We start from the raw sequence: 22,941 nt of genomic DNA on the forward strand, positions 1-22,941 counted from the left end.
GATGTTCTGAAAATTTGCTCTTTTTCATAATGTTTAACAAACTAAATTTAATAATTTTAATTGGTCTGAAAAACAGGGAAGTTTACCAAAACAGGGAAGTTTACCCTTGATCCGGAAAAGTTTTGTAAAAACTCTACTTTTGAATTTATTTAAGGTGGGTGAGATTACAAAATAACTTTTTACTATTTTTTACCATTACATAGAATAGTTATGATCGACAAAGAAGATTGTAATCTTCACTACTTCCTACTATAATGATCATATAAAATAATTCCAACTATAAACGGTAAAAGTAAAAAAGAAATAAAAGCATTTATTTTTGAAATTTTTGATTTTAAGTTATCTTTCTTATTATAAATTGAAAATCTCCAATAATTAATGATTGCTTTACATTTTTGAACAAAAGGAATATTAAATTTTGACAACTCCATATAATACAATGTTGAATTTATAGGAGAATTTTTTCTTATATCAAATGTTCTAGCTGTTAAACCATCATTTAAATATTCTACCAAATAAGTAATATCTTCAAACCATAAAAATTTACAATCCTGACCGATTCTATTAAAAACCAAAGCTTCGGGGCAAAATTTTTCTTTTGTAACAGGGAACTTATATTCCTTTAAAACAGATGTTCTAAAAACCTCACTCATGTCTCCATTCATCTTAAATTTAAAACGAAAATCAAAAGAGTTACAAATTAGATCTTTATCCATTTTATTACCAATAATATTATAGTCAAAGTAAGCTTTTCTTCCTGATACTCCTGCTATAGTGTAGTCATTACGTAAAGGCAAGTATCTCTCGTTAATTATTTGCAATGAATTCTCTGGAAGCTTATCATCACTATCCACAATAAAAAATAACTCCCCAATAGCTAAATCAACCCCTTTATTTATAGCAATATGCTTTCCGGAATTTATCTGTTTATAATATCGGATACTAATTTTGTTTTCGTTAATAAATTTCTCAACAATAATTTCAGTATCATCTTTCGATCCATCATCAACTATTAACCATTCAAACTTGGTAAAGCTTTGATTACATAAGCTAGAATAAAGTCTTTCTAACAAATGAGATCTATTATAAGTAGGAGTGAAAATTGTTATCAACATACTATTTAACTATTGGTCTTAAAAGCATTTTTAACATCAGCTTTATTTTGCTATCATCTATTTTAAAATCACTTGATAATACTTTTACAATTCTAAGAAATTTATTCTTTTCATTTACAATTGCAAAAAACTGTATATACTTTTGTCTCTTATTTGAATCTAATTCTTTTAAAAATTGCTGATAAAAAGCTTTTGTAAAATTATAATGAGTATTATCAAGTACTCCAAGTTCCGAAAAAAACTGTTTTTTTATTCTTTTTAAATGATTAACTTCTATATTATTTGTAACCTTATTAATATGACCCTGTCTGTATAGCATTAATTTTTCAGGAATATATAAAATTTTTCCGAAACTTAACAAAACTAAAGTAAGCAAATGATCATGCATTGATAAAATACTATTATTATATTGAAGCATATAATCTCTACATCTTCTATTAAAAAGAACCGCGCAGCCTTGTAATCCAGCATTTAAGAAAAGTTGATCCGATAACTGATGTGGTTTACTTGTTGGAATTTGTTTATTAATTCCATTTCCATCGTAAAGATAGCCATTTGAATATATTCCAATTGCTGAATCAGATTCATTATTTTTTATAACATCATGTAATACTTGTAATTTTGATTCTAGCCAGATATCATCCTGATCACAGAAAATGATATATTCAGCTGATGAATTATTCAATAGATGTAAAAAATTATTTGCTGCTCCTCCACATTTTACGTTATCTTCTAATAAATGAATTCTAGAATCTAACTTTTGATAATTTTTTAATATCTGAATTGTATTATCCGTAGAACCATCATCGTGTATCAAAAGTTTCCAATCTTTATGAGTTTGTCCAATAAGTGATAATATCTGATTTTCTACATAATTTTCACCATTAAATGTAGCCATTAAAATATCAATCATATTCTTTTTAAATAGTAAGGTATTAATAAAATAATAAGGTATTGCAAGTATGTTGATAAATTAAGAAAAATATTTTCTCCCATAAACTGTAAAGCTAGGCATGGGAAAACAATTGCAAATAATATAATAGCTAGTTCATTTTTAGAATTTGCAAATTTATATAAAATACCAAATATAAATCCATAAATACTTCCGAATGTAAAAACTCCTAAATAACCAAAATCTTTGTAAAAAGGATACAAAATTGTATATACATTTGTTGGAATAGGTACATAAACATATGGTAAAATATTTTGCTTTACTTCATAACTACTACCTAAAGCATTAGCTACTGCATAAAAAAATCTAAATGTATAATTACCAGTTTGTAGTTCATACTGATGATTAATAGTATCAAAAGCAGACATACCAGCAAAAAGATATGTAGAAAAAGTTTCTAGAAAAGGAACACTTTTTTCCCAAGGGGCTAAAGACCTAAAAAAAGTCACAATGCCCAGAAAAACAACAATGGTCGTTCCAAATTTTACAATTGCTTTTTTATTTAATTTTCCTTTAAAATATAAGATAACAATTATCTCTATTAATAACATTACTATACTTGTTCTTGCAAGTGTTATCAAAGAGAGGAATATTGCTATTGCTAAAACAATGTAATATCTTTTTTTTGAAATTTTATCAAAATAAAATGTAAACAATAGGCATACAATATTTGCTAAATTATAAACATATGCCAAAGGACCTAAAGAGAATGTACTATCTTCATCAATTCCAGTATTCATTAATCTAAGTTTAAGAAAAAATAGCTCTGGCCCAACTTTCAAAGCTTCTCTAACAATGAGGAATATCGCAATAGGGGCACAAATAATCACTAAGTAATAATAAATTGTAAATATTTTAGGATTAAAAATAGAAGTTTGAGTATTGATCTTAAATGACAGAGTAAAAAAAGCAACACTCATAAAAGATAATATCCATAGAATTAGGGATAATAAAAATTGGCTTTGTAATTGATATATATTATGTGGAACAATATTAAATAATAATAGTATAATTCCCCAAATGAAGGGCATTATAAATAATGGATTCAATATTTTTTTGTCATAAATATATCCTATAAATGACAATAATAATAACATAAATCCTATAAATAAACTCATTATATATATTTGTATTTCTTTATAAAATAAAGCATAGAAACAAAAATTATCATTTCCACAATTAGCATACTATATACTGCTCCTTCAACATTAAAATAATAAATTAATATTATAGAAATAGGTAAACTTAATATTCCAACTGTAGTATAAATTTTTGAAAAAACTTTTTTCTGCAACTCGTGTCCCAAGCCTAATAATCCTAACTGACCTAATATACCTCCCAAAGCTATTGGAAAAATCATTAATATAAAAATACTAAATAAGTCACCTGAGCTATTATATCCTTTTAAAAATTTATCAATTATAACATTTTGAAATAATTTTGTAAAAACGAAAGTAATTAGCATAATTAAAAAAGTGCTAATTAATATTATCTTAAATATTCTTTTAGCTTTTTCAAAATCAACAATTTTCAACTTTGCAATTACAGGAAAGCAAGCCTGATTCATTGGACCCAGAACTCCAAAACACAAAACCCTTACAATTCTTTCCATAGCACCAAACAATCCTACATTGTAAGAAGATGAAAAAAAACCAAGTAATAAGGTTAAGCTATTAGTATACAAACTGATAGAAGAATTAGATAGAAAAATTAACCATGATTCTTTAATTTCATCAATATACACTTGCATTTCCTTTAATCTTACATTTTGAAAATAAAATCTATGCGTTCTATAAATGTAAATGATTGAGATTACACCTGCAAATAGAATAGCTAAAGATTGTATAAAAATTGCAATATGAGAATCTGTAGATTTTTTCACAAATACAAATAGAAAAGGATAGGTAAGCAATTTTGAAATTATATTTATGAAACTTAGTTGTCGCATTTTATTTAGACCTTGAAACCACCAAACGGGGAAAAGAGTGGTTCCAAGAACCATCACCATAGACATTATTATCGCTTCACGATAAAAATAAATTTTATCCGAAATAAAAATTCCAATTAATATTAAAATTATAGAAATAAAGAATAAAAAAATTTTTATTATTGTTATATTCCAATAAATTTGTTTAACTATTATTTCAGATTCAGAATTTTCTGCTATTTTTTTTGTCGCAGATAAATTAAACCCGAAATCAACTAATAAAATTAAAAATTGCGATGTAGCAAATGCAAAACTATATTTACCGAAATCTTCACTTGACAATACAATTAACAAGTAAGGTAAAGTTATAAGTGGCAAAAGATAATTTAATCCCTGTACTAAATATAGATAAAAAGAATTTTTAATGATATTTTTTAAATCATTGTTGCTCATTATAATCTTCCATCTACTAAATTTCTATCTAAACATCCTTTTGTATCGAAAATAACAGTATTCTCTTTTTTTAACTTTTTAAGATCAATTTCTAAAAATTCTTTATGAGAAACTGCTAAAATAATAGAATCATATTTTTTATTTTCAATCAGAGAGTTTAAAATACCCAAACCATAATCATTTTGTACTTCTTCAATTCTTGCCCAAGGATCATAAATATCTACATTTATTCCATACTCAATTAATTCTGAATAAATATTTAAAACTTTTGTATTTCTTATATCAGGGCAGTTTTCTTTAAATGTAACCCCCAAAATTAAAGCATCAGAGTTCTTAATAATTCCACCTTTAGCAATAAGAAGTTTTATTACCTTGGAAGCTATAAAATGCGCAATAGAATCATTTACACGCCGTCCAGACAAAATAACATCAGGATGATATCCTAATTGTTCTGCTTTATGAGCTAAATAGTATGGATCTACAGAAATGCAGTGGCCTCCCACTAATCCTGGTTTATATTTCAGAAAATTATATTTGGTTCCTGCTGCTTCCAAAACATCATTAGTATCTATACCAATCCTATCAAAAATTAAAGCTAATTCGTTTACAAAGGAGATATTAACATCTCTTTGAGCATTTTCAATAGCTTTAGAAGCTTCAGCCACTTTTATACTTGGAGCCATATGTGTTCCAGCAGTAATTATATTTTTATATAAATTATCTACTTCTTCAGCGGTTTCTTTATTTGATCCAGAAGTAACTTTTTTAACATTTGTAAGTGTATTTATCTTATCTCCGGGATTTATTCTTTCAGGAGAATATCCAACAAAGAAATCCTGATTAAATTTTAGTTTAGAATATCTCTCAAGAACAGGCACGCATTCTTCTTCAGTACAACCGGGAAAAACCGTTGATTCATAAATGACAATATCGCCTATTTTAATTATTTCACCAAGCATTTTTGAAGCTGAAATAAGAGGGTTTAGATCAGGAGCATTAAATTTATCTATTGGCGTTGGGACAGTAACAATATAAATATTACAGTCGGCAATATCTGATAAATCAGAAGTCGCTTTATATCCACGTAATCCTTGAAAAATTGAATAATTATTTAATTCACTAATAAATTTATCTGCATTAGCCTCAAGAGTAATATCGATGCCCCTATTAAGTTGATTAACTCTTTCAATATTTATATCAAATCCAAAAACAGGATGATATTTAGCAAATTCTAAAGCTAATGGAAGACCAACATAGCCTTGTCCCACAACTGCAATTTTATATTGTTTCATTAATTAAATAAATTTTTAATTTTATCCAACCATGTTTCATGCTCAACATTGTTATAGCCATATCCATACTTATTACTATACCCTAAGTTTTCTCTACTAACATCATTTAGAACAAAACCTACATTTTTAATCTTGTTTTGATCAATATTATTATTAGCAAATTCAAGAAGAGCTTTCTCTGTGTATTTAGATCTAGAAACATAAATTGTAATATCTGCTAAATCAGATATTAAAAATGTATCTGTAACTAATAATAATGGGGCTGTATCTAAGATAATATAATCATAAATCAACTTAAGTTCATTCAGTAAAGATTTGCATTTGCCATTAGATAAAAGCTCTGTAGGATTGGGAGGAATCATTCCAGAATATATTACATCTAAATATGGATTAAAAGATGATACATGAATAATATCTTCTACTTTAGTCTTATCCGAATAAAGGTATTCGGTAAGTCCAATTAAACCTTTTCTTGCAGGATTATATCTTTGTAATTGAGGATTTCTAATATCAGAACCGATTATAATAGCTTTCTTCTTAGGATTGGCAAGTGTTAATGCTAAATTTACTGATGTAAATGTTTTTCCTTCGCCTTTAACAGTAGAAGTAACAAAAACAACTTTTCCCTTACTTGCTGTTTTAGGCAACATAAAATTCATATTAGTAATTAGAATTCTAAATGCTTCTGCCATTGGAGTAATATCATTCATCTCAACAATATCAGAATCTCCTTTTCCAATACTTGGAAGTTCGGCAATAACAGGCGCGTTTACAAGTTTTTCTAAGTCATGCTTAGTTTCTAATTTATTATTAAATAATTCTCTTAAATATATTAAAATAAAAGGAATTATTAACCCTATTAGTAGAGAGACAAAAAGTATAATTGTTCTTTTAGGGGACACAGGAAAGGGTGATGCGTACGCTTCATCAATTACTCTAGCCTTTGGAGCAACAATAGATTCAGATATGGCAGTTTCCTCTCTTTTTTGAAGTAATAAAAGATATAAGTTTTCTTTTATCTGTTGTTGTCTTTCAATATTTCTGAATATTTTTTCTATCGATGGTAATTTTGATATTTTTCCTGAGACTTTATTCTGTTCTCCTAAATATTCATTTCTAGCTAATTCTAGACCTGCTTTATTTCTCTGTAAACTCTGAAATATTGAAGAACGCAAAGTAATAATTTGTTTCGAAATATCTATTACTGTTGGGTTTTCTTGTGTCGCAGATTCTAATAGTCTATTTCTTTGTAGAACCAATTGATTATACGTTACAATTCCTGATACAGCTTCAGGACTATTTAAACCAACATTCACAGGAAGAGCTTGAAATTGTCCCTGTTTTGAAACAAAATCAATTAACACATTTGTTAACTCTATTTGTGCATCAATTTCTAACTGCTTTGCTCTTGCTGCAGCTGAACTTTCTAAATCAATTTTAGCCTCAGTTACAATATCTGTTAACTGATTTTTTGATTTAAAATTTTCTTTTTCGTTCTCTACATCACCTAATTCAATAGAAAGTTTTCTTATTCTATCATCAATAAAGTCTAAAGTTTTCCTTGACTCTGAATTTTTATCAAGAATTGCATCTTTGTTGTATGCAACAACTAAAGATTTAATAATATCAATTGCTTTTGATATTTGAGGATTATTTAAACTTAACGTTACTACTGTAGCATCTTTATTTACTAAACCAACATTTAAAGCACCTTGAAAAGCGGCAACTTTATTTTCTAACGGTGTTATACTAAATTTGAGATTTTTCAAATCAATTTTATTAACCAGTGATGGATCAAATCTTTTGTTTTTAGATATAATTATATTAGCATGAGGAAGACTTATTGTTCTGTCAAATTCCGAGACTATTTCCTTTTTTAATTCATCTGAAGAAACAATCAACTTATTTCCTTCAATTTTTAAATCAAATAAATGTTCAGGCAATTTCTCTACTCTTTTCTCTTGTAGTACTCGTATTACTATGGGAGATGTTTCTTTATAAAGTTCCGTAGTTATAATTTTACCTTTTACAAAAATATCTGCCTGTAAGTTCTCTGAACTCACAACCTCTCTCATTAGCTTTTTAGACTTTAAAATTTCAATTTCATTATCTACACTGTTAGTTTTCATACCTCCAAAGCCAGATAAGTCTTGTAGTACATTAATTTCACTATTTGAAGATCCAGCTTTTGAATCTTTAATGAGGATTGTAGAATGAATATTAAAAATAGGTGTCATAAATTTCAATGATACGTACCCTATAGTTAATGTAAAAATAAAGCTAATAATAAACCAATACCATTTCCGTATGTATGGTTTTAATATTGTCTTAATTTCTAAACTTTTATCGCTTACTTCGACATGAGAAGATTTATGATTATCCATTAATTTTTTTATTTCTTAAATAAACCTACGACTACTGCTATAGCCGTTACCGCTATTGATGCTGCTGTTAAATAAAGACCTGTATTAGGATTTTGTCTAGATGTAATATCTTTAGTCTTGTTTGCTGGAACAATAATTGCATCTCCCTGCCTCAGATAATAATAGGGAGAATTAATTAAATTTGCATCCTGCAAATTTATTTTTCCATGAGTAATAACACCATTTTCTGTTCTAATAACTAAAACATCGTTTCTTTCTCCATAAATCGTCAAATCACCAGCTAAACCTAAGGCGTTTAGTATTGTCCCTTGTCCATTTGCAATAACGTAGTCTCCTTGTTTATTAACCTCTCCTAATATAGTAACTTTAAAATTAGAAAGTCTAACACTCACTGTAGGATTAATAACGTATTTCGTCATTCTATCGCGCAATTCATCTTTAAATTGTATTAAGGATCTTCCTGAAGTGTTGAGTTTCCCCAAAACTGGAAAATCTATATTTCCGTCTCCATCTACAATATAAGTAGGTCCGGAAATAGTAGTCATCCCCTGATTCGGAGTATTTCCTCCGGCAAGATTATTTGTCTGGACTAATTCAGATGAAGAATAGTTTTGATTAAAAGGTTTTACTACATCCATATCTTTTGCAGTAATCAAAATTACTAACTGATCACCGATTTGTATAGTAGAACCAGAATTCTTAGTAGAAGCATCTACAGCTACCTGCTCTATATTCTGCATATAATTGAGATCATTTTTTGCATTTTGGTTAGTTTTACATGAAATCAACCAGAATGCCATCAATACAACAAATATCTTACTTTTCATATTTTAAAATTGTACAAATATACATTTATATTTTTCTATTTATCTAATACTTCGTAGATCGAATTGTTACTCTTAAATTCCGGAACAATGGTCTTTAAAATTTTCACTACGTCTACTTTTTCTTCCATTACAGAAGCGTTCGTAATCAAATTGATCAGGCTTTCAATTTCTGAGAATGTCATTGCTGGATCCTTAGAAATCATGATCTTTTCATTATGAGTAGGAAGTGTTTTAGCATTATCGCTCAACAGTTCTTCATACAGTTTTTCACCTGGTCTTAAACCCGTGTAGATAATTTTTATATCAATATTCGGTTCAAAGCCGGATAATTTAATCATTCTTCTTGCAAGATCGAGAATCTTCACAGGTTCTCCCATATCAAAAACAAAGATCTCTCCTCCCTTACCCATAGTTCCGGCATGAAGAACAAGTTCGCATGCCTCAGGAATTGTCATAAAATATCTTACGATATCAGGGTGAGTAATGGTCACCGGCCCTCCAGCTTCAATCTGTTTTTTAAAATGTGGAATAACGGAACCATTTGATCCTAGCACATTCCCAAACCTTGTCGTAATAAACTTGGTGGTATTTCCTTCTACATCCTGTAAAGACTGAACAAACAGCTCTGCTGCTCTTTTAGATGCCCCCATCACATTGGTAGGGTTTACAGCTTTGTCCGTAGAGATCATTACAAATCTATTTACTTTGTAACGGCTCGACAGAACAGCAATATTTTTTGATCCCAAAACATTGACACGAATGGCTTCATTAGGATTTTCTTCAACTAACGGAACGTGCTTATAGGCAGCAGCGTGATATACCATTGAGAAATTATACGTCTGAAACAGGGGCTCAACTCTATGAATATTGGAAACATCAGCTAAAACAAACTTAAATCTGATATGAGGAAATTTATCTTTTACCTCAAGTTCAATATCATATAGAGGCGTTTCAGCCTGATCTAAAACAACAATCAAAGATGGATTGAATTGTGCCACCTGTCTTACAATTTCACTACCAATAGACCCGGCACCTCCTGTTACCAGAATATTTTTATTGAAGTGTCTGCTTCTGACCTCTTCACTTTCAATTTTGATTGGTTTTCTATTCAGTAAGTCCTCAATTTGAAGATTTCTGATCGCCCCCCCTAAATCACTGTCTCTGAGTTTTTGTACGGATGGAGCTTTGAATATATTTAAATCTTTTTCAAGGAATAAATTCACCCACGAATTCATTTCATCTTTAGACATCATTTCCTTGACGATAATAACACCATCAATAATAAGATCTTCTTTTGTGGCTTCCTCTATTCTTCTCTTTTCATAAATAGGCTTTCCTAATAAAGAAGCTCTTTTGGAATCGGTTCGTTGCGTCAAAAAACCGACAACCTGATAAGGCAGGCTTGGATTATCTAAAATAGCACGTGCTATAGCAATGGACTGTTCATCAATACCCAATACTAAGATCCTCTTTTTCAAAGTACTTCTTCTATATTCTCTGACAATATGAAAAAATTCCTTCACATAGAGTCTGAAAAGAAACAGCCCCATGAAAGAAATAATAAAGTACAATATGAGAAATGCAGTGAGTATAAATTTCCCACCTGTAGACCAGAAATAAATAAGATTGACTACTCCTACTACCGTCATCGTACAAAAACATGATATCAGAAGCTTGAAAAGGTCAATAAAGGTGGAATGCCTTATAATGCCGGCATATGTTTTGAAAAAATACATAAACAATGTATTTATCAGAATAATAAAAGCAAAAACAACGCTTTTATGCTCATGATAAACAAATTCTTTTTGGGTAATTTTCTCGATAGTATAGGTAGAAAGAAATAAAGACATAGCCAAAATGATAATATCTATTACAAGTATTATCCATCTCGGAAGATATCTTACATCTGAGAGATTTACAACATTATCACCTCCGAATATCTTTTTTCTAAGAGAGCTGTACATTGTTTGTATTTGTGTTCATTTTTTAAATGGGTTGAAACCCTACTTTTATTAATACTAATTCCTAAAGTGTGGATACAAAATTAAAATAAAATCTGATCTACACTTAAATTTAAAAAAACAAATTTAGTGAATTTCATTTTGTAAAACCTCAGAAATTCTAGCTCTGCAATTATCTGTTAAATTAGTTCCGGACGGTAGGCACAGTCCTCCCTCAAAAAGTGTACCAGACAGATTATTTCCAAAAAACTTATAGTCTTTGTACAATGGTTGCAGATGCATAGGCTTCCATAGATATCTGGTTTCTATATTATTCTGTGAAAATTCAGCCTTTAATTTTTCTTTTAGAAGGCTATCTTTGAGAATGATCGTACTAAGCCAATAATTCGAATAAAAGTCACTGTTGGGTGCAGAAAACAGTTTAATATTACCATTATTCTTCACGGTCTGTTGATAAAAGTCATGATTTTTTCTGCGCTGACTTATTTTTTCTTCCAGTGTTTCCAACTGTCCCCTTCCTATACCTGCTGCAATATTATCCATTCTGTAATTATATCCTATTTCAGAATGACTGTAAAATTCTTCATTATCTTTAGCTTGGGTAGCCAGGAAAAGCGCTCTTCTTTTAGCATCACTATTTCTTGAAATTAAAATTCCGCCTCCTGCAGTGGTAATTATTTTGTTACCATTAAAACTTATGATAGAAAGATCACCAAACGTTCCGCACGGGCGGCCCTTATATTTACTTCCCAATGCTTCTGCACTGTCTTCTATAACGGGGATTTCATATTTTCTGGAAATCTGAAGTATATCATCCACATTAAAAGGCATTCCGTATAAAGAGACTGTAATTATAGCTTTAGGTTTTTTTCCTTGCTGAATGCAATATTTTATGGACTCTTCCAGCGCATCAGGACACATATTCCATGTCTGATTTTCACTATCTACGAATACGGGAACAGCTTTAAGATAAAGAATAGGATTGGCAGTCGCCACAAAGGTAAAAGACTGACAGATGACAAAATCTCCTTCTTCAACATTTAATAACCGCAATGCAAGATGAATAGCTGCAGTGCCGGAAGATAAGGCAGTAACATGAGAGCTGTTGCCTAAATATTCTTCAAGACTGTTCTCAAATTCATCGAGATTGGAGCCATATTGGGAAATCCAGTTGGTATCAAATGCGTCCTTTATATATTTAAGCTCATTTCCTCCCATATGTGGAGGCGAGAGCCAAATTTTTTCATTTTTCAATTATCTACTTATGTTTCGTCAAAAGTATCATTTATTTTCTCATATTCAAAACCTCTGCTCATCAAATATTTTATCGTTTTAGATTTTTTTTGATATTCCTGCAATCCTTTTTGCCTGGAGGAATAATCTTCAAATATCTTTTTGATCATTTTTTCATAATCATCCTCATCTATTTCATCAAAGCACTTGCTGATAAGCTTTTCAGAGATCTGTTTCATCTTCAGATGCATTTTTATTTTATTTCTGCCCCAGTGTTTGATATAAAATTTCCCTCTGATATAACTCCGTGTAAATCTTTCTTCATTAAGATAATTTTCTTTTAAAAGGTATAAGATAATTTCATCTTTAGCTTCATCAATCAGCAGAAATTCACGCATCTTCTGTTCAACTTCTGCATGGCAACGGTCCTGATAAACACAATAGTTGACCAGTTTTAGTTTTATTTCATCAAAAGTGAAAGATTTTTTCTCCATAATAGATATGAAAAAGAATGGACAAGTGCCCATTCTTTATATAATGTTTTAAGTCAAATTAATAGTTGAACAGGGCTCTTCCTTCCATCAGTTCATTCACTTTCTTTCTTACAGAAGAGATTACTTCTTCATTTTTGATATTATCCACTACTTCGGAAATAAATCCGGCAATGGTGTCCATATCATTTTCTTTAAGACCTCTTGTCGTGATCGCTGCAGTTCCCAGTCTGATCCCGGAAGTCGTGAATGGCGACTTGTCATCAAAAGGAACCATATTCTTGTTGCAGGTAATATCTGCCAATACCAATGCCTTTTCAGTTTCTTTTCCGTTAACATTTTTATTTCTAAGGTCTACCAGCATCAGGTGATTATCTGTTCCTCCGCTTACGATATCAAAACCTCTGCTGATCATCGCTTTGGACAATGCCTGTGCGTTGGATTTCACCTGCTTGGCATAAGTTTCAAACTGAGTATCTAAGGCTTCTGCGAACGCCACTGCTTTACCGGCAATAACGTGCTCCAGCGGACCACCTTGAATTCCAGGGAAAACGGCTCCGTCCAATACCTGGCTCATCATTTTCGTTTCTCCTTTTGGTGTTTTGTGACCGTACGTATTTTCGAAATCTTTGCCCATCATGATCATTCCGCCTCTTGGACCTCTTAAAGTCTTATGAGTAGTAGTGGTTACCACATGACAGTGTTCAAATGGTGAGTTTAATAATCCTTTAGCTACCAGACCAGCCGGGTGGGCTATATCTGCCCAAAGAGTTGCTCCGATCTCGTCTGCAACCTCTCTGAATTTAGCATAATCCAAATCTCTTGAATACGCAGAGAAACCTGCGATCAGCATTTTAGGTCTTTCTCTTAAAGCCACTTCTCTCATCTGATCGTAGTCGATAAGTCCGGTTTCTTTCTGAACACCGTAAGAAACTACCTGATACTGAATTCCTGAAAAATTCACTCCTGAACCATGAGTAAGGTGTCCTCCCATTGAAAGGTCCATTCCCATAATTTTATCTCCTGCTTTCAAAACGGCAAGATAAATGGCAGCATTAGCCTGAGATCCGGAATGCGGCTGTACATTGACATAGTCAACACCGAAAAGTTCTTTTGCTCTGTTGATGGCTAATGTTTCAACCTCATCTACTACTTCACAGCCTCCGTAATATCTTTTTCCAGGATATCCTTCAGCATATTTGTTGGTCAGTACACTTCCCATTGCTTTCATCACGTTCTCAGAAACAAAGTTTTCTGACGCAATAAGCTCTAATCCATGGGCTTGTCTTTGTCTTTCTTTTTCAATCAGGTCGAAAATAATGTCCATTTTACTTTTAGTTTTTGAAATTTTTCACCCCAAATATACGGAATTTCCCGTTAGATTTCGGTATCGCCAAGTATGATTTTACCCCCAAAACTAATCAGAATTTTAAAATTCTTCCTCTGCAAGTTCCTTATTGACAACAGCTCCGGTAAAATTCCCCTGAGCAACAGCATTGGCAACCGACCTCATCATAGTGACATTATCTCCGCAGGCAAAAATACCCGGGACGTTTGTTTTCTGCATACAATCAACTTTGATAAATCCCTGTTCGGTAAGTTCATAGCCAAGATCTTCAGAAGCATTGATATTCTGTTTAAAAGGTACTTTGGCATAGAGTACCTTCAATGAGATTTCTTTTCCGCTTTTAAAAATAATTTTCCGGATTTTACCATTTTCATGTTCTATTTTTTCTACTTCATCTTCTACTAAGGTGATATTATTCTGAGCCAGTTTATCTTTCTGATCTTTGGAAAGAACTGATTTTCCATTGGTAAATAAAAAAAGATCTTTTGTCAAGTTATACACCAGTTTTGAAAAGTCAAAAGCCATATCACCATCTGAAAGGATTCCGGTCACTTCATTTTTTACTTCATAACCGTGGCAGTACGGACAATGCAGCACTGAAACTCCCCAACATTCCGCAAATCCGGGAATATCAGGCATACGATCTTTTACTCCGGATGCCAGAATGAGTTTTTTAGCGCTGAATTTGTAACCTTCCGTTGCTTCCGCCTCGAATCCTTTTTCTGTTTTTCGTAATTGAATGACAGACCCATCATGAAATTTCACGGTATCGTATGCTGCTACCTGCTTCCGGGCAAGATCAGAGATTTCCTTTGGGGCTTTTCCATCATGGGTAATAAAGTTATGGGAATACGGAGTCTGTCTATTGCAGGGCTTCCCATTATCGATAATCAAGGTATTTCTTAATGATCTTCCCAAAGACATTCCAGCCGATAATCCCGCATAGCTTCCTCCTATAATAATAACGTCGTAGTTTTTCATTTTAACTGATGGTTTAAATAATTGATGTTTGATCAATGATGATTAATCGTAAAATGATTGGTTAAATCATCAATCCTTTTGTTGAAACAAAGTTAAAACAAAAACCAATTAAAGACACAATGTTGCATTAATATTTTCTATGACTCTTAATCCTAATAAGGATATAAAAGAGAAACAGCTGATTTTAAAATTTAAAATCAGCTGTCAGTTAATCTATTTTGAGAATCTATTAGTAGATAGGATCAGTTATTTTTAAACAACCTGATCGTATAGTCCAGAAGTTCTTTTCCGCCTACCTCTCCATGTCCCGGCATTACTATTTTAACATCCGGGTACTGACCTTTGACTTTCTCAACGGTTTGAGACCAGGCATGGACATTAGCATCCCCAAGATATCCTTTTGTTGCCTCCATCTCTTTGATAAGACACCCCCCGAACATGGCCTTCTCGTCAGGAACATAAGCAACGACATTGTCTTTTGTATGTCCTTCTCCAAAGTATTTTACTAAAATTTTATGTTTTCCTGCATTGAGGGTAATCGTATCATTAAAACCGTGCCCCGGAACATTGGCACCAGCTTTTTTTGCCAATTCTATGGTTTTATTATTGGCGTAAGAAGGAATATTGTTTTTGTCGAATTCTTTCAATCCTCCCAGACAATCATCGTGAAAATGCGTTGCAACAACGGCGTTCACTTTTGAATGAAGGTTATTTTGGATCCATGAAATCAATTCTTCTGTGCTTTTGTCATTGGTAGGAGTGTCCAGAATGACGGTTTCATTTCCGTCTTTTACGATCATTCCGTTGCATTCTACTTTTCCAAAGGAATCTGTACTTAAATAAGATACATGCTGATAGATATCATCAGACAGCTGAATGACGGACAGGTTATCCGTCTTGTACACTACTTTAGCTTTCTGACCTTTTTTCTGAGAGGTACAGCTAAAAAACAATAGCGCTGAGGATAAAAATAAAATTTTAGATAGTGATTTCATAGGTTCATTACATTGCAGCGAAATTAAAAAATATTTCACGCTCCTAAATAATCCCATGGAGTTAATTAACTGTTAATATCACCATTTCTTTTCATCAATTTCATTTTGAATTCTTTTTTTAATATCAATTTTCGCACCTTCAAAACTAAAGATGGTCGTTCCTTTTTCGCGGGCAAACCTATTGACAATGGAATCAGCTGCTTTGGAGTTTTCAAAATAAGGACCTGTTTCTTTCTGTTCATCCTCCTCTTTGGAAAATTCTTTGACGCGAATCAGATGGTCATATTTTTTATTAAGATCGAACCAGTTGATATAATCTGCATTGAAAGAAACTGCCTGTACTCCTTTCTTTGAATAATAATTGATCGCACCTGCCTGTCCATAATTATCACAAAGCACCAAGGTTTTTCCTGATTTAGACAATCTTGAATATTCTCTATCTACTTTTTGGGCAAGCTCTTCCCAGCCCTGCATATCAGCAAAATCCTGAGGCAGCGCATGATCTTTACCATCTTCCCAACGAAGCATTCCCATTTTTTTGTAAAATTCAGGATGATTTATAATATATTCCGGACTTTTATTGGGAAAAGCAATCTGATACAAAGGCAGAAACAGTAGAACAGGAATTAAAATAAAGACCGGTTTAAGAAACTTTTTCCAGCCATTTTCAAAAATATGAGCCAGAAAAACAGCTCCAAATGCTATAAAAACAGGATACAAACCAATGGTATAATAATCTTTAGCCTTAAAAAACACAAACAAGGCAATGGTCAGAACATATATCCAGAAGAAAGATCTGAATTTTTCAAACGGTTGATAAAACAGCAACGCATACCATCCGGCGATGATCACGAAAAAGGAGCCTATAAAAAACAGAATCTGGGATTTAAAGAAATCAATCCGGTTGACATGGACTAGCTGATTTTCTTCAAGTTCTTTCATATGGTGTACAACCGGAAAATGATGATTGTATTGCCATAACAAGTTGGGAAGCATGATCAGTAATGCAACTGCTGCCGCTCCGTACAAATGGGGCTGGAGAAATATTTTTCTTTGTTTTGTCAATAGAACAGCAGGGATAATCCCCAACACTGAAAAGACAATATTATATTTATTCAGAAAACCTATTCCAAAGATTACAGCCGCTGCATAGAGCCATTTTGCTTTTTCGGAATTGAAATAGCGAATCAGGGTATAATAAATAAGCGCCCATAATAACACTTCCAAGGAAGTGGGCTGAAAAAGCATATTGAGTCGCAGAAGAACTGATAGGAGAATGCCTGTTGAAGCCAGAATTTTAGCATACAAGCTCCCCTGAAGTTCTTCAATGATCTTCCATACAACAACGATCGTCAGTGCCCCGAAGAGTGCCGGAAAAAACTTCACCCAGAAGACGGAATTTCCTGCGATTCTAATGAGCCAGGCCAACCATGAATTCACGGGAGGCACAGAAAGATATCCCCAGGCAAGATGATTGCCCTGATCAAGATGCAGATATTCATCCCGGTGTAATTCATATTCAGGGCTGATCAGGGAATACTGGAGGATGAATTTTGCAATGATAAAGAAAAAGAGAATCAGGTAGTTTTTCTTCATAGCTCATTAAGTTTTATAATTATTATTTCCTTTAAGACAATTCGTCAAAATTATCCATTACATTGTTTTGATGAAGATTAAAATAAAAAAGATCCTGAGAAACAATTCCTCAGGATCTTACCGTTTAAATATATAGCGATGGTTTACTATTTTTTCTTTTCTTTAAGTTCTTCTTTATCTTTATCGGAAGGGTTCCATACTTTCACTTCAGAGTCTTTGGTAATTCCTGAAAGGATTTGTACGTTTATCCCGTCGCTGGCTCCTAATTTCACATAGACTTTCTTGAATTTTCCGTCCGGCTGCTTCACTTCTACAAAAGGCGTGTCTTTACCGTTTTTCTTTTCATACTGAACCAATGACTCATCCAATAGCAAAGCATTCTTCTCAGATTTAAGAACGATTTCTCCGTTGGCAGAGAAACCTGCTCTGATGTATTCGTTATTAGGATTCGTTACATCCCCTTCTACCGGGAATTTTATAGTCCCTAAATTGTCTTTTCCTTTAGGCGCGATCATTGTCAGTTTTCCCGGGAACGTTTTGTTCTGAAGGGCACCGATCACGATTTTCATATCCATTCCCTGTTTTAGTTTTCCTGCCTGAGCTTCATCAATTTCTCCCTGGAAGATCAAAGAATTAAGGTCTGCAATAGAACAGATGGTTGTCCCAGCATTGAAGGAGTTGGCCTCGATTACCTGACTTCCTACTTTCACAGGAACTTCAAGAACAGTACCAGCGGCTTTGGAACGAATTTGCGTAGTCGCAAGCCCCTGAAGTTCAGGAGTAGCCCCGGTTTTTACAATCTGTAATCTTTTTTGAGCGGTAGCCAGCTGCTGATTGGCATTTCTAAGCGTCTGCTGTTGAGTGTACAACTGCTGCTGTGCGTTTAAATACTCCTGCTTGGAAATCACGCCCTGCTTGTACAGTTTTTCCTGCATTGAATACTGCTTCTGCATATTATCAACATTCAACTTGGCATTACTGATCTGCAGTTGGGAATTCACTACTTCCTGCTGAGCATTGTTTACGTCAGCAATGTTAGGGATGATTCTCACTGTAGCGATCAACTGTCCGGCTGTCACCTTATCTCCTTCATCTACTAAAATTTTATCAATGATTCCCGCAATGTTCGGCTTGATCTCAATTTCTTCTTTCGGAACGATTTTTCCTGTAGCCATTACCTTGTCCTCCATGTTCTGGTAACTTGGTTTTCTGGTCAGGAAAGCCTCACTTTCTTTAGAATTTGATTTCACGAGATACCCGATCCCGGAGAACAATGCCACTGCAAATAAAAGCCCGAGTACGATATAAATGGCTTTTTTCCAAGTGAATTTCTTTTTCATATATCTAGTTTATTTTTTACTATTAAAGTTTTTTTTTAACTGATTTAAATATTTAATGATTTAAGAATTTAAACATTAAAAAAAATCCGTCATTATTTTCAAATTACTACATCAACCTATTACCCCATTATTATTCTGATCTCAAGGCTTCAATTGGTCGGATCTTTACTGCTCTCTGCGCAGGGATCATTCCGATAATCAAACCTAGCACTACCATGACAGCCATGGCTCCAAATACGTTTCCGTAATTTACCGTAGGATTATAGAAAGGAAATTGATCCTGATTCTGTGTCAATGCATTTAAAATGATGAGGACAAAGATTCCGCACATGAACCCGAGAATTCCCGAGGACAGTGTAATCACAACGCTTTCCAATAGAATCTGGTTGCGTACTTCTGCAGGTTTTGCCCCTAAAGCTCTCCTGATCCCGATTTCCTTTGTTCTTTCTTTTACCGTGATTAAGAGGATATTGGAGATCGCAATCACTCCGGCAAGAATGGTCAGCGTTCCCACAATGATCGTTAAAAGCTGCATCCCTGTAAGGAATCCTGTCAGTTTTTTAAATTCTTTTCCTAAATTGAAACTTCCGAAGGCATTGGTATCTTCAGGAGATACTTTATTTTTCGTTTTCAATACCTGCTTGACATTTTCTTCTACTCCATTCACATTGGCATTGGGTTTACTTACAATAGCAAACATATCGATCTGCTCTCCGGCATTGTACATTTTGGTATACGTTGACAGCGGAATAAATGCTGTCTGATCATTTTCAAAGCCGCCTCCTTTTTTAACCCTGAAGACCCCAATTACATTAAAAAATATTCCTTTTATGTTCACCTGTTTTCCAACTGGATTTTCTTTTTTCTTGGCATCAAAGAAGTTCTTGTAGATTTCTTCTCCAATCACTACCACATTCTTATTTCCCATCACATCGGCATCATTGATATACCGTCCGAAAATAAGTTTCTTTTCTGAAATTTTATTTCCTACCGAATAATCTCCCGTAAGAGAATAGGTACCGTTTTTACCGTTTCTTGACATGGATTCACCGGGTGTTCCGGTAAAGCTTCCTCTTGCGTTTTGCGGTGAAATATAGTCGATAGCGTTCACTTTTCTTTTCAGCATATCCATATCGGATAATTTCAGATGTACTTCTCTTCCTTTAGGAAATCCATCGTAAGGAATAGAGGTTTTCTGAGCCCAGAGAAAAATAGAATTGGTTGCAAATCCGGAAAACAATTTATCAAAACCATTTTCCATTCCTTTTGCTGCTCCAAGAAGGCTCACATACAAAAACATTCCCCAGCCTACACCAATCATGGTAAGGAACGTACGAAGCTTATTATTCCTCAATGAATAATAAATTTCCTGCCAAGTATCTTTTTTAAATAAAATGTTCACTTCTTTGAGTTATAAGTTTATACTATATAATGGATCAATTATTATTGATCATATTCCTACTCTGTCCTTAATGCTTCTATCGGCTTGATTCTCGAAGCTCTGTATGCCGGAACGAATCCTGCAATAAGTCCTGAAAATACCAGGGCAATAAATGCCATAAAGATCGTCACCCAGCCTACACTCGGGCTTTTGATGAAATATTCTTCGAGGCTGTCTCCTATTAAACTAAGCACCAGCACTCCTACTCCAACACCAACAATACCTGAAACTACCGTGATCACGACACTTTCCTGTACAATTAAAGCTACAATACTTCTAGGTTTAGCACCGATTGCTTTACGGACACCAATCTCTTTGGTTCTTTCTTTTACGATATACACCATGATGTTACTGATCCCAATAATTCCTGCAAGCAAAGTTCCTAACCCGATAAAACCTACAATAATCGTAAGCACAGCCATAAACTGGAAGGTTTCGTTCATGTTTTTGGCATTATTCCAGACACGGACTCCGTTTTCATCGTCAGGAGCAACATTTTTTCTTGCTTTCAATCTGTCCTTCAGCTCATCGCCATATTTAATAGCTTCCTCAGGAGATAGTTTTTGATTATAGGCAATATAGGCAGTCGATACGGTATCGGACCCTTTTTTCATTTGCTGAAGCGTTGTGATAGGAACGACAATATGTCTTTCATCCCAGTCTCCCCCATCATCAGAAAAAACACCCACCACTTTGAACATGGTTCCGTTGATATTCAGGTCCTTTCCTACCGGACTTCCGTTTTTGATAAGGTCACGCTGAACCATTCTTCCGATGACCGCAACATTTTGCTTTCTGGAAAGGTCCATAGAAGTAAGATAACGCCCATCAAGCATCTTTCGGTTCTCAATAACCTGTTCTCCAGGTTCTGCCCCGTTTACCTGATAAGTACCGCTTTCTTTACCGTATTTTATCATTAAGCTTGTGCTGTATCTTGGACTGGCATCGCCTACTTTTTCTTTATCCGTATTGATCAGAAAATCGTAGTCGTCATTATTCATGGTAACGGTTCTATCAGACTGAAGTCCTTTATAAGCCATCGTAGTTTTACCGGTATAGATGGTGATAAGGTTTTGTGCATCTCTTGCAAATCCTGCGGTAAAAGCATTTTGCAATCCCTTTCCTATTCCGAAAAGAACCACAAAAATAAACAGCCCCAAAGCCACTGTAAACCCCGAAAGCACCGTTCGCAATACATTACTGCGAATAGAACTGAATATTTCCTGCCAACGATCTAGGTCAAACATAGTTTTATTTTTTACTTTGTAAAAAGTCAATTAACTGCGTTGTGAATTTTCTTCGAAGTCAATTAACCTTGTTGTCAATGGTAAAATTATTATCATAATAAATTACTTCTAATTTTTAATTCACCATTGATCATTCACAATTATTGTTTATCTTTTTTCAACATTCCACTTAGTAAGATAAATGTTGTTTTGATTAAATTCTCAATTTTTATCAATTCTTCTTTTTTAATATAACCGCAGTCTATGATTATATCAAAACACGAATCCAATTCTATAACCGATCCTCTCGCTATTTCAAAATATCTTTTCCTTTCAATTTCCGATTTTCTGGAACATCCTTCTGTTATATTTAATACAACTGAAGTTGAAGCTCTGCGTATTTGATCTGTAATATTAAATCTTTCACTATGAGGAAGCTCAGATAAAATTTTATAACACTCGATTCTTAGTTGTCTGGCCGACTGATAAACATCGAGTTTATAATGGTTCAGATTTAAAAACATTATTATTTTTTTTCATATCATTTGTATATCTGTGTGTTTACTTTACTCTAATTAAAATTGATGATCCCAACATTCACAATTGATTTTAAAAATTCACTTGCGAAGCAAAAATTCACCATTCATCTACAAAACGATCTGCTTGATAAACTCATCACTTTCAATAATTCCGTCTTTCAGGATTACGTTTCTCTTGGTCTGTGCAGCTACGTCAGGTTCGTGAGTTACCACGATGATTGTTCTTCCTTCATTATTGATATCCTGAAGAAGTTTCATAATATCATGTGTCGTTTTTGAATCCAGTGCACCGGTTGGCTCATCTGCAAGAACTACCTTTGGATCAGTGATCAGTGCTCTGGCGATCGCTACCCTTTGTTTCTGTCCTCCGGAAAGCTCATTCGGTAAGTGATCCGCCCATTGAGCAAGACCTACTTTCTCCAGATACTCCATTGCTTTCTTGTTACGTTCTTTTCTGGGAACATTCTGATAGTATAAAGGAAGTGCTACATTTTCCAGCGCCGTTTTATAGCTGATCAGATTAAAAGACTGAAATATAAAGCCTAAGAACTTACTTCTGTACTCTGCAGCTTTCACTTCAGACAGATGCTCAATAGGAACGTTATCCAGTTCATAAGTCCCCGAATCTTTTTCATCCAGAATACCGATGATATTAAGAAGCGTAGACTTTCCGGACCCGGAACTTCCCATAATAGAAACAAACTCGCCCTCAGAAATATTAAGATTAATTCCTTTAAGAACGTGCAGCTTGCTTTTCCCCGTATCGTATGACTTATGTAAATCCTGAATTACTAACATGAAGTGATGCTTGTTTTATACCCCTATAAGTAGATGATATTT

The 22,941-nt window shown here is 33.3% G+C and carries 19 protein-coding genes; all 19 read right to left on the bottom strand.

The window, feature by feature from the left end:
• Nucleotides 1–239: 239 nt before the first annotated feature.
• The 19 genes from BUC06_RS16335 to BUC06_RS16425 all read right to left on the bottom strand — a co-directional run bounded on the left by BUC06_RS16335 (nucleotide 240) and on the right by BUC06_RS16425 (nucleotide 22,899).
• Nucleotides 240–1,115, bottom strand: coding sequence for a glycosyltransferase family A protein (locus BUC06_RS16335; RefSeq protein WP_073335094.1), 876 nt, complete (start codon nucleotides 1,113–1,115; stop codon nucleotides 240–242).
• 1 nt (nucleotide 1,116) lies between these two features.
• Complete coding sequence (locus tag BUC06_RS16340; protein ID WP_073335095.1) at nucleotides 1,117–2,028, bottom strand: glycosyltransferase; 912 nt, start codon at nucleotides 2,026–2,028, stop codon at nucleotides 1,117–1,119.
• On the bottom strand, nucleotides 2,025–3,185 hold the full coding sequence (locus BUC06_RS16345; RefSeq protein WP_073335096.1) for an O-antigen polymerase: 1,161 nt from the start codon (nucleotides 3,183–3,185) through the stop codon (nucleotides 2,025–2,027). The genes BUC06_RS16340 and BUC06_RS16345 overlap by 4 nt, the downstream gene beginning before the upstream one ends.
• The gene (locus BUC06_RS16350; protein WP_073335097.1) at nucleotides 3,185–4,447 is read right to left on the bottom strand and encodes an oligosaccharide flippase family protein; all 1,263 of its coding nucleotides are present in this window, start codon (nucleotides 4,445–4,447) and stop codon (nucleotides 3,185–3,187) included. The genes BUC06_RS16345 and BUC06_RS16350 overlap by 1 nt, the downstream gene beginning before the upstream one ends.
• The gene (locus BUC06_RS16355; protein WP_073335098.1) at nucleotides 4,447–5,739 is read right to left on the bottom strand and encodes a nucleotide sugar dehydrogenase; all 1,293 of its coding nucleotides are present in this window, start codon (nucleotides 5,737–5,739) and stop codon (nucleotides 4,447–4,449) included. Before BUC06_RS16355 ends, BUC06_RS16350 begins: the two co-directional genes overlap by 1 nt.
• On the bottom strand, nucleotides 5,739–8,123 hold the full coding sequence (locus BUC06_RS16360) for a GumC family protein (protein ID WP_073335099.1): 2,385 nt from the start codon (nucleotides 8,121–8,123) through the stop codon (nucleotides 5,739–5,741). Before BUC06_RS16360 ends, BUC06_RS16355 begins: the two co-directional genes overlap by 1 nt.
• An 8-nt stretch (nucleotides 8,124–8,131) precedes the next feature.
• Nucleotides 8,132–8,950, bottom strand: coding sequence for a polysaccharide biosynthesis/export family protein (locus BUC06_RS16365; RefSeq protein WP_073335100.1), 819 nt, complete (start codon nucleotides 8,948–8,950; stop codon nucleotides 8,132–8,134).
• 35 nt (nucleotides 8,951–8,985) lie between these two features.
• On the bottom strand, nucleotides 8,986–10,914 hold the full coding sequence (locus BUC06_RS16370) for a polysaccharide biosynthesis protein (RefSeq protein WP_073335101.1): 1,929 nt from the start codon (nucleotides 10,912–10,914) through the stop codon (nucleotides 8,986–8,988).
• 123 nt (nucleotides 10,915–11,037) lie between these two features.
• Complete coding sequence (locus BUC06_RS16375; protein ID WP_228423784.1) at nucleotides 11,038–12,165, bottom strand: aminotransferase class I/II-fold pyridoxal phosphate-dependent enzyme; 1,128 nt, start codon at nucleotides 12,163–12,165, stop codon at nucleotides 11,038–11,040.
• An 8-nt stretch (nucleotides 12,166–12,173) separates the two neighbouring features.
• Nucleotides 12,174–12,638, bottom strand: a complete 465-nt coding sequence (locus BUC06_RS16380; protein ID WP_073335103.1) for a regulatory protein RecX — start codon at nucleotides 12,636–12,638, stop codon at nucleotides 12,174–12,176.
• Nucleotides 12,639–12,696: 58 nt separating this feature from the next.
• Nucleotides 12,697–13,962: a serine hydroxymethyltransferase gene (gene glyA, locus BUC06_RS16385; protein WP_073335104.1), complete on the bottom strand. Its 1,266-nt coding sequence runs from the start codon at nucleotides 13,960–13,962 to the stop codon at nucleotides 12,697–12,699.
• A 102-nt stretch (nucleotides 13,963–14,064) separates the two neighbouring features.
• Nucleotides 14,065–14,964: an NAD(P)/FAD-dependent oxidoreductase gene (locus BUC06_RS16390; RefSeq protein ID WP_073335105.1), complete on the bottom strand. Its 900-nt coding sequence runs from the start codon at nucleotides 14,962–14,964 to the stop codon at nucleotides 14,065–14,067.
• A gap of 242 nt (nucleotides 14,965–15,206) precedes the next feature.
• The gene (bla, locus tag BUC06_RS16395; protein ID WP_073335106.1) at nucleotides 15,207–15,959 is read right to left on the bottom strand and encodes a subclass B1 metallo-beta-lactamase; all 753 of its coding nucleotides are present in this window, start codon (nucleotides 15,957–15,959) and stop codon (nucleotides 15,207–15,209) included.
• 78 nt (nucleotides 15,960–16,037) lie between these two features.
• The gene (locus BUC06_RS16400; RefSeq protein WP_073335107.1) at nucleotides 16,038–17,555 is read right to left on the bottom strand and encodes a glycosyltransferase family 39 protein; all 1,518 of its coding nucleotides are present in this window, start codon (nucleotides 17,553–17,555) and stop codon (nucleotides 16,038–16,040) included.
• 146 nt (nucleotides 17,556–17,701) lie between these two features.
• Nucleotides 17,702–18,895 carry an efflux RND transporter periplasmic adaptor subunit gene (locus BUC06_RS16405; protein WP_073335108.1) on the bottom strand — a complete coding sequence of 398 codons (1,194 nt, stop codon included), beginning with the start codon at nucleotides 18,893–18,895 and terminating at the stop codon, nucleotides 17,702–17,704.
• Between the two features lie 130 nt (nucleotides 18,896–19,025).
• Nucleotides 19,026–20,297 (bottom strand): ABC transporter permease, encoded by a 1,272-nt coding sequence (locus BUC06_RS16410; protein WP_073335109.1) that lies wholly within the window; start codon nucleotides 20,295–20,297, stop codon nucleotides 19,026–19,028.
• Between the two features lie 56 nt (nucleotides 20,298–20,353).
• Nucleotides 20,354–21,583, bottom strand: coding sequence for an ABC transporter permease (locus tag BUC06_RS16415; protein ID WP_073335110.1), 1,230 nt, complete (start codon nucleotides 21,581–21,583; stop codon nucleotides 20,354–20,356).
• A gap of 140 nt (nucleotides 21,584–21,723) precedes the next feature.
• Complete coding sequence (locus BUC06_RS16420) at nucleotides 21,724–22,086, bottom strand: four helix bundle protein (RefSeq protein WP_073335111.1); 363 nt, start codon at nucleotides 22,084–22,086, stop codon at nucleotides 21,724–21,726.
• 123 nt (nucleotides 22,087–22,209) lie between these two features.
• Complete coding sequence (locus BUC06_RS16425; protein ID WP_047449905.1) at nucleotides 22,210–22,899, bottom strand: ABC transporter ATP-binding protein; 690 nt, start codon at nucleotides 22,897–22,899, stop codon at nucleotides 22,210–22,212.
• Between the last annotated feature and the right edge of the window lie 42 nt (nucleotides 22,900–22,941).

Origin of the sequence: Chryseobacterium carnipullorum (assembly GCF_900142785.1) — a bacterium.
Taxonomy (GTDB): Bacteria; Bacteroidota; Bacteroidia; order Flavobacteriales; family Weeksellaceae; genus Chryseobacterium; species Chryseobacterium carnipullorum.